Genomic DNA, 16,267 nt, shown 5'->3' with positions numbered 1-16,267 from the left:
GTTACTCCTGGCCCGGAACGGATCCGGTGATGTTGATTTCGAGGATGGATGGGGTGCCGCGTTTGCTGGTTTCCCGGAGCGCGGCTGCAATTGCTTGCGGTTCCATCGGCACGCGGGTGTAAGGGATGCCGAAGGAAGCGGCGGCGGGGCCGAAGTCAGGCGGGGTGGGGTCACAGCCTACCACGGCAACGTCCACGGCCTCCATCGAGATTGCGATTTCGCCATAGCCGCGGTTGTTCCAGATCACGAAGGTGATTGGCAGATTTTCGTCCACGGCGGCCATGATCTCCGGCAGCGAGAACTGGGCGCCACCGTCGCCGGCGATGCAAATAACATGAGCTGAGGGGTCGGCAATCGCAGCGCCGATTGCGGCGGGGATGCCATAGCCGAGCGCGCCATAGCCGGTAGCGGCATTGAACCAGCCGCCGGGACGGTCGTGGTCAAAGTAGAGATTGCCGGCATAGATCGGCTGAGTGGAATCGCCGATCATCAGGGCATTAAGCACTGCGTCGCGCATGGCGTTCAGCACCTCGACCTGCTGGCGGTAGTCCGGGCCGATCTCCTCATACGCGGCGGCGCGGGTTTGGTTCGCGCGCTGGGCGCCCTGGCTTTGTTTGGGCGCAGCGGGCAGGGCCGCGAGCAGCGCAGCCGCAGCCTCACTAGCGTGGGCGTGGATGGCGAGGTCTGTCTCGTGTCGGGCCAGCTGCTCCGCGCAGATGTCGACCCGGATCAGCCCGGCCATGGCCGCCATGCTACCGGTGGCATACATGTCGTAATCGGTCGGCCCCAGCTCTGTTCCCAGCGCCAGCACGCAATCGGCGTCTTGGATCAGCTCCCGGGCCGCTTGCAGGCTGGGGCTTGCGGGAACAGTCAGCGGATGGCCGTGCATCAGCCCGCGGGCGTTGACGGTTTGAACCACAGGCGCGTCCAGGTTTTCGGCCAGGGCCTGCAGGTCCTCGCCTGCGCTCTTTACGCCACCGCCTGCGAGGATCACCACCTTGTCTGCCTTGGACAGGCGGGATGCAGCTTCGGTGATTTGAGCGCTGTTGATTGGCGGTCCTGCGGAATCCTGGGTGGAGAGGCCCGCCTGAGATTCAATGCCTGCAACATCAAGCGGGATCTGGATGTGCGTGGGGCCGGGTCGGCCTGCTGCGAAGGGGGCAAAAGCGCGGTCCAGCGAGGCCTCCAGTTCCTCTGGCCTGGCAACGTGTTCAGAGGCCAGCGCCACGGTCTTGGCCAGTGCATGCTGGTCGGGCAATTCGTGCAGGTGACCGTAGCCCTTGCCTAGGGTTGCACTGGCATTGACGCCGGACACGACCAGCATCGGCACCGAATCCGCGCGGGCCTGGGCCATCGGAGTGAGGGTATTGGTAAGGCCGGGGCCGGTGATGACAAAGGCCACACCGGGATGGCCGGACACGCGGGCATAACCATCGGCCATGAAGCCCGCGCCCTGTTCGTGACGGGGGGTGACATGACGGATGCCAGAGGCGGCCAGGCCGCGGTAGAGCTCTACCGTGTGCACGCCGGGGATGCCGAACACGCAGGTGACGCCACGGGCCTTCAGCCCGGCAACCAGGGCTTCGCCAACTGTTGCTGCGGTCATGCGGCACCCCGTGTCTTGCGTTTTGCGTGGGCCGTAATCCGGTCGAGAGCGGTGGCAAAGCTGCTGTCGTCGATGGTGAGCGCGACCCGCACCCAGTTGCGCAGGCCGTCGCCGAAGGCAGCGCCGGGCATTACCGCAACGCCGCTGTCCAGAAGGTCCCAGGCGTAGGCGTCGCCATTCATGCCGGTAGAGGAAACGTCAATTAGCGCGAACATGCCTGCCTCGGGCCGGTGGACGTGCAGCCGGGTCTCTGCATGCAAGCGCTGTTCCAGCAGGGCGGCGCGGGCGGAAAAGCGGGCGGCCATCCCTGCGGCGACGGAAGAGCCCTCGCGCACCGCCTTTTCGGTCATATCGGCGATGAAGGGCTGGTTGCCAAACAGCATGGTTTCCGAGACCGGCAGCAGGGCCGCACAGAACTCGGCAGGCCCGGTGCACCAGCCGCTGCGGAAGCCCGGCGCGGCATGGGACTTGGAGATTGACGAGACCGAGATTACCCGGTCCGCCAGTGCCGGGTCGCAGAGAGGGGAGAAAAATTCCGCGCCCTCAAAGACCAAGTGCTCATAAACTTCGTCGGAAATGATCCAGAGATCGTGTTGCACCGCCAGCTCGCCGATTTCCTGCAGGTCCTGCGGTGTCAGAATGGCGCCGGTCGGGTTGTGCGGGGTTGTCAGCAGGATGGCACGGCTGTGCGGTGTGATGCGGGCGGCGATGTCGCTGGCCTGCATCCGGAAACCGGCCTCGGGCCGCAGCGGCACCGGCACCATGCTGGCGCCTGACGCGCGGATCACACCCTCGTATGTGGCATACATCGGGTCGCCGACTAGGACCTCGGTGCCGGGTTCGGCCACACCCTGCAGGACCGCGTAAAGTGCGGTTTGGGTGCCTGGGAAGCAGAGAATGTTCTCCGGCCCGAACGCCCGTCCGCGGCTGGCGGTATAGGCCTCTGCCAGGGTGGCGCGCAGATGCGCCTCGCCGCGGCCATCAGAATAGCCGGTACGGCCTGCGTGCATTGACTGCGCGGCGGTCTCAATCAATTCCGGTGGGGTTGGCACGTCAGGCTCGCCGATGGTCATCTCCACCAGATCGACGCCGGCTTCGGCCAACTCCCGCGCCTTGGCGTGTACTTCCCATTTGCCGCCGCCAAGTCCCGCCAGCCGTTCGGTGATTGCTGTCAGCCTCATCAGGTTCCAGCCTCCTGCATTAGATCCAATCCTGTGATGGCGGCAACGGAATGCCGCCCGATTTCAACCAGTTCACCGGGGGCAAAGGCATCCGGCAGGGCGCCGCCCTCCAGCCATAGCCCGTCGATCACCGCGTTGCAGGCAATCGCCAGCTGGCGCAGCCGGGCCGCCGGGGCGGGGCGCCCGGCCTCTTCCAATGCGGCGGTGATCAGTGCCTCGAGCCTGTCGCGGAAGTAGGCGTAGGTGCGCTCGTGCGTTTCCTTCATCTGCGGATCGTTCTGCACCTTGTTCAGAAAGCTGGCCCACAGCGCCAGCGCGCGCGGATCGACCACCGGCGGCGTCAACGAGCCATCGACAAAGGCCCTTAGCCGCGCCCGAGCGCTGCCTGCCGCCGCCCCGGGTGCAAAAGTCAGGTCCGTCATCTGGTTCATGTGGTGTTCATAGGCTGCGATGATCAGCTCCTCCTTGGAGCTGAAATAGTGCCGGATCAGCCCCTGGGTGACATCGGCGCGCTGGGCGATGCCTCGCACCGTGGCGCCGCGCACACCGTTGTCAGCTACCAGTTCCAATGTGGCGAGAATCAGCGCTTCCTTCCGGGCCTCGGCGGATTCGCGTTTGAATTTGCGGCGCTCGTCGGTCACCTCAGCTCCTGTTTTTGTGCTGGCGGAGAAATTATACACTTGCATAATTACGCGAGTCGCGGCTTACTGCAATCAGAAAATTCGGGAAGACGCAAAGATGGACTCAGCCGCAGCCACCGCATCAGCTTTGGAGACAGATACGCGCCGGGAGGCGATCCGGGTCGAGGATCTGCACAAGTCGTTCGGCAATCTGGAAGTGCTGAAGGGTGTTGATCTGACCGCGCAACAAGGTGATGTGGTGGCCATCATTGGCGGCTCCGGATCCGGCAAGTCCACCATGCTGCGCTGCATCAATTTCCTGGAGACGCCGAGCTCTGGCAAAATCGTGATCGGCGGCGAAGAAGTGGCGATGCAGGGCGACGGCAGCCCGGCCAAACAGAAACAGATCGAACGAATCCGGACCAAGCTGGCGATGGTGTTCCAGCAGTTCAACCTGTGGACCCACCGCACTCTGATCGAGAATGTGATCGAGGTGCCGGTGCATGTGCTGAAGGTGCCCAAGGTGCAAGCAATTGAACGTGCGCGCGAATTGCTGGACCGGGTGGGACTGGGCGGCAAGGAGGACACCTATCCTGCTTATCTGTCCGGAGGGCAGCAGCAGCGGGCGGCGATTGCCCGGGCGCTGGCGGTGGATCCGTCGGCGATGCTGTTTGACGAGCCGACCTCGGCGCTGGACCCGGAACTGGTGGGCGAGGTGCTGACGGTGATCCGCGACCTGGCCGCCGAGGGGCGCACCATGCTGCTGGTCACTCATGAAATGAAATTCGCGCGCGAAGTCGCGAACTACGTTGTCTACCTGTACCAGGGCCGCATCGAAGAGCAGGGGCCGCCTGCCGAGGTCTTTGGCAACCCGCAATCAGAGAGGCTGAAGCAATTTCTAAGCTCGGTCGCCTGATCCACTGCCACCAAAATAATAACCAACTGGGAGACTAAGATGAAACTGAAAGCATTGCTTGCCGCGGCCACTGCGGCTGCTGCTCTGACCGCCGGTGCCGCGGCTGCGGAACAGGTGAAGATCGGTATTGCCGCCGAGCCTTATCCGCCGTTTGCTTCGCTCGACAGCTCCGGCAACTGGGTCGGCTGGGAGGTCGAGGTGATCGGCGCGGTCTGCGCCGCGGCTGAGCTGGACTGCGTGATCACGCCGGTGGCCTGGGACGGAATCATCCCGTCGCTGACCGGGCAGCAGATCGACGCCATCATGGCCTCTATGTCGATCACCGAAGAGCGGATGAAGACCATTGATTTCTCTGATCCCTACTACAACACCCCCGCGGTGATCGTAGCGGACAAGTCGATGGATATTGACGCAACCCCGGAATCGCTGGCAGGCAAGATAGTCGGTATCCAGGCTTCCACCATTCACCAGGCCTATGCGCAGGAATACTTCAAGGATGCCGAGCTGAAGGTCTACCAGACCCAGGATGAAGCCAACCAGGACCTGTTTGCGGGACGCATCGACGCGACCCAGGCGGACAGCATCGCGATGGCGGATTTCGTCGGCTCCGACACCGGCAGCTGCTGCGAAATCAAGGGTGCGGTGGCAGATGATCCGGCGATCCTGGGCCGTGGTGTAGGCGCAGGCGTGCGCAAGGGTGACGACGCGCTGCGCGAGGCGCTGAACAAGGGTATCGCGGCGATCCTGGCCGACGGCACCCACGAGAAGATCACCGCCAAATACTTCACCACCAGCATCTACTAAGGTGTTGCCGTGACCGGACTGTTCGAACTACTGGGCCTCGGCGCCAGCGCAGAGCTGCTGTCGCTGTCAGGCTGGGGCGGCAACCTCTTGCGCGGGCTTGCCAACTCCCTGCAGATCGCCTTTGGCGCCTTTGGGCTGGGGTTGGTGATCGGGCTGTTCGGGGCCTACGGAAAACTCTACGGCGGGAAGGTCACGCGTGATCTTCTCGCCATTTACACCACGGTGATCCGGGCAGTGCCGGAACTGGTGCTGATCCTGATCCTCTACTACGTGGGCAGCGATATCATCAACAAGATCTCCGAAGGCTTGGGCGGCGGCCGGGTTGAGATCAACGGCGTTGCGGCCGGCATCTGGGTCTTGGGCGTGGTGCAGGGGGCCTATGCCACCGAGGTTCTGCGCGGTGCCATCAAGGCGGTGCCGGCGGGGCAGATCGAGGCAGCGAAGTCCTATGGGATGCCAGCCTTCATGATCATGCGGAGGGTGACTATCCCGGCGATGATGAGCTTTGCGGTGCCGGGGCTGGCAAACCTTTGGCTGATTGCCACCAAGGACACGGCGCTGCTGGCGGTGGTCGGCTTTAATGAGCTGACGCTGGAGACCCGTCAGGCGGCCAGCAGCACCCGGGCCTATTTCACCTTCTTTCTGGCGGCGGGCTTTCTGTATCTGATGGTGACCCTGTGTTCCGGCGCGGTCTTTGCCCGGATCGAGAAATGGGCGCGGCGCGGCCAGCCTTCGCTGAGGGGGGGCACAAGATGACCGGTTTGAAGGATCTGATGCAGCCACACCGCATCGTGATGATGCTGGTTTTTGCGGCACTGGTGATCTGGTGCGCCTTTGCGCTGCGCTGGGACTGGATCCCGAAGTACGCGCCGCTGGCGCTGGAGGGGCTTTGGGCCACGATCTGGATCCTAGCGGTCTCGACGGTTTTGGGCTTCCTGCTGGCGGTGCCGCTGGGATTGGCGCAGGCGGTGGGACCCTGGTACCTGTCGATTCCTGCGCGTACCTTCTGTACGATCATTCGCGGCACACCGCTCTTGTTGCAGATCTGGCTGCTCTATTACGGGCTGGGGTCGCTGTTCCCGCAGTTTCCCTGGATCCGCTCCTCTGAGCTGTGGCCCTATTTGCGGCAGGCCTGGCCCTATGCGGTTCTGGCGCTGACCCTGTCCTATGCAGGATATGAAGGGGAGGTCATGCGGGGCGCGTTTTCGGGTGTGGCCAAGGGGCAACTGGAAGCCGCCAAGTCCTTTGGTATGCCGCGCTTCACTATGTTCCGCAGGATCTGGCTGCCGCAGGCGGTGCGCAATGTGCTGCCGACCTTGGGCGGCGAAACCATCCTGCAACTGAAGGCAACGCCGCTGGTGGCGACGATCACCGTGATGGAAATCTATGCCGTATCCTCGCGCGTGCGGGCCGACACATTCATCGTCTACGAGCCGCTCTTGCTGCTGGCGCTGGTTTACATGGCCATCGCCGGGGTGATTGCTTTTGCCTTCCGCCGATTCGAGAAAGGCTGAAAAAACGGGTCTTTAGCGTGTTTTTCGGACCGGATGATATTGGTCAGGAAAATCTGATTTATCTGACATACATCAAATAACGGCACTGAAGTTCCTTCTAGTGTCAGCGGCGAATGCAGCAAGAGATTCTTGTAACAGATGCCGCGCACGTTCTTCATATCTTCCGCATGCCGCGCCGGACTGTTCCGGCGGCTGGCGGGGGTGTGCGTCATCTTCATGCTGGTTCTTCAAGTGGCCTTTCCCGGTGCGGCACAAGCTGATGCTGCCGGTGAGTGGATCGAGATCTGCGGCGGGTCCGGGGTGGTCGAAATCCAGGTTTCTGATGAGGGCAGCAAGGAGCAGCAGGATTGCCCCAAATGCAGTACCTGCGCATTGTGCGCGGCTGAAACCGGGGCCAGTCCGGCAACACTGTTGTTTTCCGCTGCCAGCCTAGCGGCAGATTGCGCTGTGCTGTTGCCTGCGCAGACCGCGGTGCAGCCGAACCCTGCGCAATACTGGCATGACGGCCGCGGGCCTCCGCTGGTGACCAAAAATGAATCCGAACGCGCCTTGAGCGCGTCCGTGGCAGCCACTCAAATTAAAGGAGAGGCGCCATGGTCCTGACACGCGCCTTCCAGGGCTGGCTGACAGCCCTTGTGATGACACTCGCCGCGCTTTTTGCAGTGGCGGCAGAGGCAGACAGCCTCGACAGCTTCCTGACAGAATTGGCACCTGCAGACCTAGTGCCTGGCGCCGAGGCGTTTGGCCCGGTGCGCAACGATGTGCCTGCGGCGCCGGTGCTGAAGGCGGGGGAAACCGTCGCCTATGCCTTTCTGACCTCTGACTTTGTCGGCACCACCGGCTACAGCGGCAAGCCAATCCATGTGGTAGCGGCAATTGACACCGATGCAGTGCTAACGGGTGTCAAGCTGGTCAAACACTCCGAACCGATCGTGCTGATCGGCATCCCGAACTCCAAAATGGTCAAGCTGACCGAAAGCTATGCCGGGCTGGACCTGAAGGCCGAGGCGGCGGCGGGCGGTGATGCCCACGACCTCGACATCATTTCGGGCGCGACGGTCACGATCATGGTGATCGATGACAGCCTAGTGCGGGCAGGCATCAAAGTGGCCCGGGCACTGGGTCTGGGCGGCTTGTCACCGGTGCAGGCAGACGGGCCGAAGCGCGAGGTTGATTTGGCCCGCGATGAGGTTGCAGACTGGACCACACTGGCAGGCGATGGCTCTGTTCGGCGGATGACGCTGGACGTGGGTCAGATCAATGCGGCCTTTGAAGCCACTGGCGATGCGCGCGCGATCAAGCGGCCGGAGTCGGGAGCGCCAGACGACACATTTTTCGACATGCACATGGCGCTGGTTTCCGTTCCCTCCATCGGCAAGTCGCTGTTGGGTGAGGCGGAGTACCGGAACCTGCAATCCTGGCTGAAGGAAGGCGAGCACGCCATTCTGGTGCTGGGGCGCGGAAGTTACAGCTTCAAAGGATCTGGCTATGTGCGCGGTGGTATCTTCGACCGCATCCAATTGATCCAGGGTGATGCTTCGGTACGGTTCTTTGATAAGCAGCACAAGCGGCTTGGGGCGCTGGCCACGGACGATAGCCCAAGTTTCACTGAACTGGATCTGTTCAAGATCCCGGCAGATGCGGAATTCGACCCCGCTGAGCCTTTCCGCCTGCAATTGCTGGTGCAGCGGTCCGTTGGTGCGCTGGAGCGGGCGTTCCTGACCTTTGATCTGGGCTACAAACTGCCGGAGCAGTACCTGCTGCCTGCCGCGCCTGCGCCCAAGGTGGTAGCGGACGACACTGGCGAGGCGGCTGCAAAAGCCGCGTTGTGGCAGCGAATCTGGAAGGACCGCACGCTGGAGATCGGTGTGCTGGGGGTGATGCTGCTGGTGCTGACGGGAGTGTTTTTCTTCCAGTTCCAGGCGACGGTGAATGCGCGCACATTCTACTGGTTCCGCATCGGATACCTTACCGTCACACTGGTGTTTCTGGGCTGGTATGCCAATGCGCAGCTGAGCGTGGTCAACCTGATGGCCCTGGCTGGCAGCTTGCGCAGCGGGTTCTCCTGGGATGCGTTCCTGTTGGACCCGCTGGTGTTCATCCAATGGTTTGCCGTTGCCGCCGCGCTCTTGTTCTGGGGCCGGGGTGCCTATTGCGGCTGGCTGTGCCCGTTTGGCGCGCTGCAGGAGCTGACGAACAAGATCGCCCGCGCATTCAAGGTGCCGCAGATCACCTTGCCTTGGGGCCTGCATGAACGCTTGTGGCCTGCAAAATACATGATTTTCCTCGGCTTGTTCGGCATTTCGATGGTGTCGATCCCGCTGGCCGAGACTTATGCCGAGGTGGAGCCGTTCAAGACCGCGATCATCCTGAAGTTCGTGCGGGACTGGCCGTTTGTCGTTTTTGCCGTGGCGCTGCTGCTGGCCGGCCTGTTGATCGAGCGTTTCTACTGCCGCTACCTGTGCCCGCTGGGCGCGGCGCTGGCGATCCCGGCGCGGGTGCGGATGTTCGACTGGCTGCGCCGCTACAAGGAATGCGGCAGCCCTTGCCAGACCTGTGCCAACGAGTGCCCCGTTCAGGCCATCCACCCTTCCGGTGAGATCAACCCGAACGAATGTGTGAACTGCCTGCATTGCCAGGTTCTGTACCAATCCGAAGCCAAATGCCCGGTTGTGATCAAACAGCTGAAACGCCGGGCCAAGACCGGCAGCCCGGCCCCAGACGTCACTCTGGGCCGCCCGCCTGCCAATCACCCCAACGCGAACAGGACAAAAGTTTCCTGAAGGAGGACATCATGTCTGAAGACCTGAAAAGCAAACTGCCCGTCACCCGCCGCGGCCTTCTGGGGGCCACTGCCTCCGGCGCCGTTCTGGCGGCCACCGGTGCCGGCTCTGCACTGTTGGGTGCGAAGCCCGCGCAGGCTGCCGGTTTCGGCCTGGAGCCGGGCGAGCTGGATGAATACTACGGCTTCTGGTCGTCGGGCCAGACCGGCGAGCTGCGGATCATGGGCGTGCCGTCCATGCGCGAGCTGATGCGGGTGCCGGTGTTCAACCGCTGCTCTGCCACCGGCTGGGGCCAGACCAACGAGTCGCTGAAAATCCTGACCGAGGGCCTGCTGCCGGAAACCAAGGAGTTCCTGGCTGCCAATGGCAAGGTCACCTATGACAACGGCGACCTGCACCACCCGCATATGTCGTTCACCGACGGCACCTATGACGGCCGCTACCTGTTCATGAACGACAAGGCCAACACCCGCGTTGCTCGGGTGCGCTGCGACGTGATGAAATGCGACAAGATCATCGAGATCCCCAACGCCAAGGACATCCACGGCCTGCGCCCGCAGAAATTCCCGCGCACCGGCTATGTCTTTGCCAACGGCGAGCACGAAGCGCCGCTGATCAACGATGGCCAGATCCTGGATGATCCGTCGCAGTACGTGAACATCTTCTCGGCCATCGACGGCGACACCATGGAAGTCGCCTGGCAGGTGATCGTCTCGGGCAACCTGGACAACACCGACTGCGATTATCAGGGCAAATACGCTTTCTCGACCTCGTACAACTCGGAAATGGGCATGAACCTGGCCGAGATGACCGAGAGCGAGCTGGACCACGTTGTTGTCTTCAACATCAAGGCGATTGAGGAAGCGATTGCGGCAGGCGACTATCAGGAGCTGAACGGGGCCAAGGTTGTGGACGGGCGCAAAGAGTCCGGCAAGAACTTCACCCGCTACATCCCGATCCCGAACTCGCCGCACGGCGTGAATGCCGCGCCTGACAAGAAACACATCATGATCAACGGCAAGCTGTCGCCGACGGTTTCTGTGATCGATGTGGAGAAGGTCGACGCGCTGTTCAGCGACAACGCGGATCCGCGTTCCGCCGTGGTTGCCGAGCCGCAGCTGGGTCTTGGCCCGCTTCACACGGCCTTCGACAACCGCGGTTATGCCTACACCACCCTGTTCCTCGACAGCCAGGTGGTGAAATGGGACATCCAGAAAGCCATCGACGCCTATGCTGGCGCCGATGTGGACCCGATCATGGACAAGGTCGATGTGCAGTACCAGCCGGGCCACAACTCTACCTCCATGGGCGAAACTGCCGAGGCGGATGGCAAGTGGCTGATCTCGATGAACAAGTTCTCCAAGGACCGGTTTCTGAACGTCGGCCCCCTGAAGCCCGAGAACGAGCAGCTGATCGACATCTCCGGCGACAAGATGAAGGTGGTGCACGACGGCCCGACCTTTGCGGAACCGCATGACTCGATCCTTGTTCACCGTTCAAAGGTGAACCCGGCCAGCACCTGGCAGCGCAACGATCCGATGTGGGAAGACGCGCGCAAGCAGGCCGAGGCGGATGGCGTCGATCTGGACGACTATCAGGACACCATCATCCGCGACGGCGACAAGGTGCGGGTCTACATGTCCAGCCAGGCGCCGAACTTCAGCCTTGAGAAGTTCACCGTGAAGCAGGGCGATGAGGTCACCGTTTATGTCACTAACCTGGACGACATCGACGATCTGACCCACGGCTTCTGCCTGTCGAACTTCGGTATCGCCATGGAAGTCGGGCCGCTGGCCACCGCCTCTGTCACCTTCAAGGCGGAGCGTCCGGGCGTGCACTGGTACTACTGCCAGTGGTTCTGCCACGCGCTGCACATGGAGATGCGCGGCCGGATGCTGGTTGAGCCGCGGAGCGCCTGAAGATGAGACGGCTCCTGCCCATATCCCTGGTTGCGGCCCTTGCCGGCCTGGCGCCCGCATGGGCGGCGGATTGGGATGTGCCCAACCGGGCAGGGGCCATCGCTGAAACACTGGCGCAGGCGGCGGATGGCGACACCCTCCGCCTCGCCCCCGGCGAATATGCCGAAACCCTGGTGCTGGACCGGCCTGTGACGCTGGATGGGCAGGGCCATGCCACACTGGACGGGCAGGGCAAGGGATCGGTGATCACCGTGACCGGGCCGGGCGTGACCGTTCAGAACCTGATCGTTACCGGCTCCGGCTCCTCGCATCAGGAGATCGACAGCGGCATTAAGCTGACCAAGACCGCAAAGGCGCCGCGGATCCTGAACAATGTGCTGCTGGGCAACCTTTATGGTGTGGATATTCACGGCGCTAAAGACAGCCTGGTGCAAGGCAACCGGATCGAGGGCCGCCTGGACCGCCACATGAACGCCCGTGGCAACGGGGTCTATGTCTGGAACGCGCCGGGTGCGGTTGTGGACGGCAATGACATCCGCTTTGGCCGCGACGGGATCTTTGTGAATAGTTCCAAAAAGAACCGTTTCATCAACAACAGCTTCCGCGACCTGCGCTTTGCCGTGCACTACATGTATGCCGATAATTCCGAAGTTTCGGGCAATGTCTCAATCGGCAATCACCTGGGCTATGCGGTGATGTTCTCGAAACGGGTCAAGGTGACCGGGAATGTCTCGCTGAACGACCGCGATCACGGGGTGATGCTGAACTATGCCAACCAGGGCGAAGTGCGGGGCAACTATGTGAAGGGGGCCAGGGGCAAATGCACCTTCCTCTATAACGCGCACAAGAACGACTTCTCCGGCAACTGGTTCGAGGGCTGCGGCATCGGCATCCACTTTACCGCGGGCAGCGACGGCAACCGGATGGTTGGGAACGCTTTTGTCGGCAACCGGCACCAAGTGAAATTTGTCTCCACCAAATGGGTGGAGTGGAGCGAAGAGGGCCAGGGTAATTACTGGTCCGATTTTGCAGGTTTTGATGTGGATGGCGACGGCATCGCTGATGCGCCTTACCGTCCGAACGACAGCATGGACCATGTGCTGTGGACCCAGCCTGCGGCGAAACTCTTGATGGGATCGCCTGCGGTGCAGCTGGTGCGTTGGTCGCAGTCTGCATTTCCGGCGCTGCTGCCCGGCGGGGTGATCGACAGCCACCCGCTGATGCGGCCAGAGCGGCCCGAGGCCGCCAGAAAGGTTGAACAAGATGGATAACGCAAAAAGCCCGCTGCAGATCCGCGCTTTAGATAAGTTCCGCAGCAAGACCCAGGTGCTGCATGGCATCGATCTGGACATCGCGCCGGGCGAGCGGCTGGCGCTGTTGGGCCACAACGGCGCGGGCAAGTCGACATTGATCAAGGCGGTACTGGGCCTGATCCGGCACGAGGGCGGCAGCATCCAGATTTGCGGCGCGGCCCCCGGCAGTGTTGCGGCGCGGGCCGCGACCGCCTTTCTTCCCGAAGCCGTGAGCTTCCATCCGGCGCTGACCGGACATGAGCAGCTGTCGCTGTTTGCCCGCCTGGCGGGCGAACGCGCGGACATTGATGGCCTCTTGGAACGGGTAGGCTTGGGAGAGGCCATGCATCGCCGCATTGGAGCCTATTCCAAGGGGATGCGGCAAAGGCTGGGCTTGGCGCAGGTGCTGCTGGGCCGCCCCAAGCTGGCGTTGCTGGATGAGCCAACCAGCGGGCTGGACCCGATCTCGCGGCAGGACCTCTACGCGATCATCAACGAACTGGCCGAACAGGGCGCGGCGGTTCTGATCGCCTCCCACGCGCTGACTGAGGTCGAGGCGCGCACCGACCGCATCGCCATCCTGCGCAAAGGCGTGAAGGTGGCGGATGACACGCTGGCGGGCCTGTCGGCCCAGGCCGGGCTGCCGGTCAGGCTGCGGGTACAGGCCAGCGACGCGCATGCCGACCGGATTGCAGTTGAGACCGGCGGGCGGCGGATCAACGGTGCTTCAGTCGAAATCCTGTGCAGTCCGCAGGACAAGATGGCAGAACTGCGCAAGATCGCAGCCATGGGAGATGCGGTGGCCGACATCGACATGGTGCCGCCGCGGCTGGAAGACCTCTATCGCCATTACTCCGGGGAGGACCGCAGATGAGACGCGCCTTTGCCATTGCCCGCGCCGAGATGCTGATCCTGCGCCGCAACCGCTGGCTGTTCATAGCCACGCTGATCATGCTGGCCTTTGCGCTGGCGCTGTCTTTTGCCGGATCGGCGCCGACCGGGACGCTAGGGGTGGACATGCTGACGGTCTCGGTTGCCTCGATGACCACTCTGTCGGTCTACCTCGCACCGCTCTTGGCGCTGATGATGGGTTTTGATGCGGTGGCGGGCGACCGCGACCGGGGCAGTCTTGCCCTGCTGCTGGCCTATCCCGCGAGCCGGGCAGAGATTCTGCTGGGCAAGCTGATGGCGCATCTGGCGGCCTTGGCAGTTGCCATGTGCATCGGATTTGGCGCGGCGGGGGCCGTCGCCGCCTGGTTCGGCGGCGCCGGGGCTGAGAGCCTGCTCGCACTGGGGCGGCTGGTGCTGACCTCGATCCTGCTGGGTGCGGTGTTCCTGGTGCTGGGCTATGCGCTGTCGGCGCTCAGCAGCGGGGCAACCGCTGCCGCAGGCCTGTCTGCCGGTGTCTGGCTTGTGTTTGTGGTGCTTTATGATCTGGGGCTGCTGGGTGCCGTAGTGATGGACAGCGGCGGGATCTTCACTCAGAAGATCTTCCCTTGGGTGATGGTCGCCAACCCGGCGGATGCGTTCCGGCTGTGGAATGTGGCTGCCTCGGAAAGCGTGGCGCTGTCCAGCGGCATGGCAGGCGCGGCAAGTGCCTTGCCCGGCTGGGCCGCTCCTTTGTCGCTGTTGCTGTGGCCCGCACTGGGCTTTGCTTTGGCTTGCGCCGCGTTCCGGAGGGTGGAGCCATGAAGCGCTTGATCCTTGTTGCGGCCTTGATCTTGTCTGCCTGCCAGGAGGAGGCAGACAAAGTGCCGCCCGCGCCAGTGGAATTGACCGAAGCAGCGCTCAGCTATTTTTGCCAGATGAATGTTGCTGAACACGGCGGACCAAAGGGGCAGATTCACTTGGATGGCTTTCCGGCACCGCTGTTTTTTGCGCAGGTGCGCGATCTGGCGGCCTATGTGAAAGGCCCGGAGCGGGATGCAGACATCACCGCGATCTATGTCAGCGACATGGGTGCGGCGGCAAGCTGGGAGCATCCTGGCAGCAGCAACTGGATTGATGCCAGGGAGGCGCATTTCGTGGTAGGCTCCAAGGCCGCGGGCGGTATGGGTGCGCCGGAGGTTGTGCCCTTTGCCTCGCAAGAAGAAGCCGCGCGGTTTGCAAAGCGTTATGGTGGTGCAGTCGCCGGGTTTGAGAGCATTCCCGACGATGCGGTGTTGGGGCCAGTTGACCTCGATCAGAAGCTGGAGACGCCTTCCTGAGCGCTAAACGGCTTCAGACAGTTTCTCGGGTATCAACCGCATTTCGGCGGCGATTGCGTGACCTTCCATTCCTTCCATCCGGCTGATCCGGGCGGTGCGCTGTGCCAGCTCATGAGAGGCAGCGGCGTTGCAGCGCTGCCAAGTGACGGTCTTGGTGAACTTGTGCACCGACAACCCGCCAGTATAGCGCGCAGCGCCGCTGGTCGGCAGAACATGGTTGGGGCCGGAGGTCTTGTCGCCGAAGGACACGGTTGTCTCCTTGCCTAGAAATAGCGAGCCATAGGCAGAGAGGCGGCCTAGCCACCAGTCTAGGTCTTCGGCCTGCACCTGCAGATGTTCCGGCGCATAGCGGTCAGCCACCTGAGCGGCCTCTTCCCGGCTGCCGCAAAGAACCACCTCGGCGCGTTCGTGCCAGGCGCGGTGAGCGGCGGAGAGGTTGGGCTCGGGCAGTTGATCAATCAACGCCTGTGCACGGGCCATGACGCCTTTGGCCAGCAGCTCGCTGGTAGTAACCAGCCAGACCGGGCTGTCGGCACCGTGTTCGGCCTGGCTAACCAGATCCCAGGCGACGGTTTCCACATCTGCGGTGTGGTCGGCAATCACCAGCGAGTCCGTTGGACCGGCAAACATGTCGATGCCAACCTCGCCGAAAAGCATACGCTTGGCTTCTGCCACATAGGAGTTGCCTGGACCGACGAGGATGTCGGCGGGTTGAGCCCCGAACAAACCCTGGGCCATAGCAGCGATTCCCTGCACGCCGCCCAAGTTGAGGATCAGGTCGGCGCCACAAAGATCCATGGCATAAATGATCGGATCGGGAATTCCACTGCCGGGGCGCGGCGGCGAGACCGCGGTGATGTGCGGTACACCGGCGACCTTGGCAGTGGTGATGGTCATCAGGGCGCTGGCAATATGGCTGTAGCGGCCGCCCGGAACGTAACAGCCGGCACTGGATACCGGAATCTGTTTCTGGCCTGCAATCAGGCCGGGGATCACTTCCACCTCGCATTCGCCTAACGTGGCCTTTTGTGCCTCGGCAAAGCGGCGAATGTTCGCGTGGGCAAACTGGATGTCGTCCTTAGTTTGCTGCGAAACCCTGTTGCAGGCCGCGCGGCGCTGGGCGTCTGTCACCACGACTGGACCGGTCCAGCGGTCAAGTTTTTCCGAATAGCGGCGCACTGCATCCTCGCCCTCGCGCTGGATGTTGGCCAGCATCACAGCGACGGTGTCGCGAATATCGCTGCATTCAGTGGCAGGACGCGCCTTGGCTTGTTTCAGGTATGTGATTGCCATGTCCATGTTCCTCAAAGTGCCGCCGCCTGTGCAGAAATCGCAGGGTGCGGATTGCGCCTAAAACAGCGGTTGAGAGACCAAACGGTCAAGCCGCGAGCCAAGGGTTTCGAAAAACACGGATGTTTGTTTCTA

Annotated in this window: 15 protein-coding genes; 10 read left to right on the top strand and 5 right to left on the bottom strand. The window is 62.6% G+C overall.

What is annotated here, in order from left to right; all coding sequences use genetic code 11:
• Position 1: 1 nt before the first annotated feature.
• From N6L27_RS13515 to N6L27_RS13505, 3 genes are read right to left on the bottom strand one after another with little or no spacing between them, the layout of a single operon-like run.
• Positions 2 to 1,606 carry a 5-guanidino-2-oxopentanoate decarboxylase gene (locus N6L27_RS13515; protein ID WP_271907798.1) on the bottom strand — a complete coding sequence of 535 codons (1,605 nt, stop codon included), beginning with the start codon at positions 1,604 to 1,606 and terminating at the stop codon, positions 2 to 4.
• On the bottom strand, positions 1,603 to 2,787 hold the full coding sequence (locus tag N6L27_RS13510; RefSeq protein WP_271907797.1) for a pyridoxal phosphate-dependent aminotransferase: 1,185 nt from the start codon (positions 2,785 to 2,787) through the stop codon (positions 1,603 to 1,605). Before N6L27_RS13510 ends, N6L27_RS13515 begins: the two co-directional genes overlap by 4 nt.
• Complete coding sequence (locus tag N6L27_RS13505) at positions 2,787 to 3,428, bottom strand: TetR/AcrR family transcriptional regulator (RefSeq protein WP_271907796.1); 642 nt, start codon at positions 3,426 to 3,428, stop codon at positions 2,787 to 2,789. Before N6L27_RS13505 ends, N6L27_RS13510 begins: the two co-directional genes overlap by 1 nt.
• A 97-nt stretch (positions 3,429 to 3,525) precedes the next feature.
• Between N6L27_RS13505 and N6L27_RS13500 the strand changes: the two genes are divergently transcribed.
• The 4 genes from N6L27_RS13500 to N6L27_RS13485 are packed head-to-tail and all read left to right on the top strand — an operon-like array spanning position 3,526 to position 6,641.
• Positions 3,526 to 4,323, top strand: a complete 798-nt coding sequence (locus N6L27_RS13500) for an ABC transporter ATP-binding protein (protein WP_271907795.1) — start codon at positions 3,526 to 3,528, stop codon at positions 4,321 to 4,323.
• A gap of 39 nt (positions 4,324 to 4,362) precedes the next feature.
• Positions 4,363 to 5,127 carry a transporter substrate-binding domain-containing protein gene (locus tag N6L27_RS13495; RefSeq protein WP_271907794.1) on the top strand — a complete coding sequence of 255 codons (765 nt, stop codon included), beginning with the start codon at positions 4,363 to 4,365 and terminating at the stop codon, positions 5,125 to 5,127.
• Positions 5,128 to 5,136: 9 nt separating this feature from the next.
• On the top strand, positions 5,137 to 5,883 hold the full coding sequence (locus N6L27_RS13490) for an ABC transporter permease (RefSeq protein WP_271907793.1): 747 nt from the start codon (positions 5,137 to 5,139) through the stop codon (positions 5,881 to 5,883).
• The gene (locus N6L27_RS13485) at positions 5,880 to 6,641 is read left to right on the top strand and encodes an ABC transporter permease (RefSeq protein WP_271907792.1); all 762 of its coding nucleotides are present in this window, start codon (positions 5,880 to 5,882) and stop codon (positions 6,639 to 6,641) included. The genes N6L27_RS13490 and N6L27_RS13485 overlap by 4 nt, the downstream gene beginning before the upstream one ends.
• Here N6L27_RS13485 and N6L27_RS13480 read toward each other — a convergent pair.
• Complete coding sequence (locus N6L27_RS13480; protein WP_271907791.1) at positions 6,584 to 6,859, bottom strand: hypothetical protein; 276 nt, start codon at positions 6,857 to 6,859, stop codon at positions 6,584 to 6,586. The genes N6L27_RS13485 and N6L27_RS13480 overlap by 58 nt on opposite strands.
• 375 nt (positions 6,860 to 7,234) lie before the next feature.
• On the opposite strand from N6L27_RS13480, the gene N6L27_RS13475 reads away from it, so the two are divergent.
• From N6L27_RS13475 to N6L27_RS13450, 6 genes are read left to right on the top strand one after another with little or no spacing between them, the layout of a single operon-like run.
• Positions 7,235 to 9,424 (top strand): NosR/NirI family protein, encoded by a 2,190-nt coding sequence (locus N6L27_RS13475; protein ID WP_271907790.1) that lies wholly within the window; start codon positions 7,235 to 7,237, stop codon positions 9,422 to 9,424.
• Positions 9,425 to 9,435: 11 nt separating this feature from the next.
• Positions 9,436 to 11,343 carry a TAT-dependent nitrous-oxide reductase gene (gene nosZ / locus N6L27_RS13470; protein WP_271907789.1) on the top strand — a complete coding sequence of 636 codons (1,908 nt, stop codon included), beginning with the start codon at positions 9,436 to 9,438 and terminating at the stop codon, positions 11,341 to 11,343.
• Between the two features lie 2 nt (positions 11,344 to 11,345).
• Positions 11,346 to 12,614 carry a nitrous oxide reductase family maturation protein NosD gene (locus N6L27_RS13465; protein ID WP_271907788.1) on the top strand — a complete coding sequence of 423 codons (1,269 nt, stop codon included), beginning with the start codon at positions 11,346 to 11,348 and terminating at the stop codon, positions 12,612 to 12,614.
• Entirely contained in the window at positions 12,607 to 13,509 is a 903-nt protein-coding gene (locus N6L27_RS13460) for an ABC transporter ATP-binding protein (RefSeq protein ID WP_271907787.1), read from the top strand. Before N6L27_RS13465 ends, N6L27_RS13460 begins: the two co-directional genes overlap by 8 nt.
• Positions 13,506 to 14,327 carry an ABC transporter permease gene (locus tag N6L27_RS13455; protein WP_271907786.1) on the top strand — a complete coding sequence of 274 codons (822 nt, stop codon included), beginning with the start codon at positions 13,506 to 13,508 and terminating at the stop codon, positions 14,325 to 14,327. Before N6L27_RS13460 ends, N6L27_RS13455 begins: the two co-directional genes overlap by 4 nt.
• Positions 14,324 to 14,842, top strand: a complete 519-nt coding sequence (locus tag N6L27_RS13450; protein ID WP_271907785.1) for a nitrous oxide reductase accessory protein NosL — start codon at positions 14,324 to 14,326, stop codon at positions 14,840 to 14,842. Before N6L27_RS13455 ends, N6L27_RS13450 begins: the two co-directional genes overlap by 4 nt.
• A gap of 3 nt (positions 14,843 to 14,845) precedes the next feature.
• On the opposite strand, the gene hisD is transcribed toward N6L27_RS13450, so the two are convergent.
• The gene (gene hisD, locus N6L27_RS13445) at positions 14,846 to 16,135 is read right to left on the bottom strand and encodes a histidinol dehydrogenase (RefSeq protein ID WP_271907784.1); all 1,290 of its coding nucleotides are present in this window, start codon (positions 16,133 to 16,135) and stop codon (positions 14,846 to 14,848) included.
• Positions 16,136 to 16,267 lie beyond the last annotated feature (132 nt).

Origin of the sequence: Leisingera sp. SS27 (assembly GCF_028368855.1) — a bacterium.
Lineage (GTDB): Bacteria > Pseudomonadota > Alphaproteobacteria > Rhodobacterales > Rhodobacteraceae > Leisingera.
The sequence above is the reverse complement of the archived record's forward strand: the minus strand, read 5'-3'. Positions and strand labels throughout refer to the sequence as shown.

Bases quoted from the DNA above. Each gene is read 5' to 3' on its own strand.
- N6L27_RS13515 (WP_271907798.1), bottom strand. From the start codon at position 1,606: ATGACCGCAGCAACAGTTGGCGAAGCCCTGGTTGCCGGGCTGAAGGCC.
- N6L27_RS13510 (WP_271907797.1), bottom strand. From the start codon at position 2,787: ATGAGGCTGACAGCAATCACCGAACGGCTGGCGGGACTTGGCGGCGGC.
- N6L27_RS13500 (WP_271907795.1), top strand. From the start codon at position 3,526: ATGGACTCAGCCGCAGCCACCGCATCAGCTTTGGAGACAGATACGCGC.
- N6L27_RS13495 (WP_271907794.1), top strand. From the start codon at position 4,363: ATGAAACTGAAAGCATTGCTTGCCGCGGCCACTGCGGCTGCTGCTCTG.
- N6L27_RS13485 (WP_271907792.1), top strand. From the start codon at position 5,880: ATGACCGGTTTGAAGGATCTGATGCAGCCACACCGCATCGTGATGATG.
- N6L27_RS13480 (WP_271907791.1), bottom strand. From the start codon at position 6,859: ATGAAGATGACGCACACCCCCGCCAGCCGCCGGAACAGTCCGGCGCGG.
- N6L27_RS13475 (WP_271907790.1), top strand. From the start codon at position 7,235: ATGGTCCTGACACGCGCCTTCCAGGGCTGGCTGACAGCCCTTGTGATG.
- nosZ (WP_271907789.1), top strand. From the start codon at position 9,436: ATGTCTGAAGACCTGAAAAGCAAACTGCCCGTCACCCGCCGCGGCCTT.
- N6L27_RS13465 (WP_271907788.1), top strand. From the start codon at position 11,346: ATGAGACGGCTCCTGCCCATATCCCTGGTTGCGGCCCTTGCCGGCCTG.
- N6L27_RS13460 (WP_271907787.1), top strand. From the start codon at position 12,607: ATGGATAACGCAAAAAGCCCGCTGCAGATCCGCGCTTTAGATAAGTTC.
- N6L27_RS13455 (WP_271907786.1), top strand. From the start codon at position 13,506: ATGAGACGCGCCTTTGCCATTGCCCGCGCCGAGATGCTGATCCTGCGC.
- N6L27_RS13450 (WP_271907785.1), top strand. From the start codon at position 14,324: ATGAAGCGCTTGATCCTTGTTGCGGCCTTGATCTTGTCTGCCTGCCAG.
- hisD (WP_271907784.1), bottom strand. From the start codon at position 16,135: ATGGCAATCACATACCTGAAACAAGCCAAGGCGCGTCCTGCCACTGAA.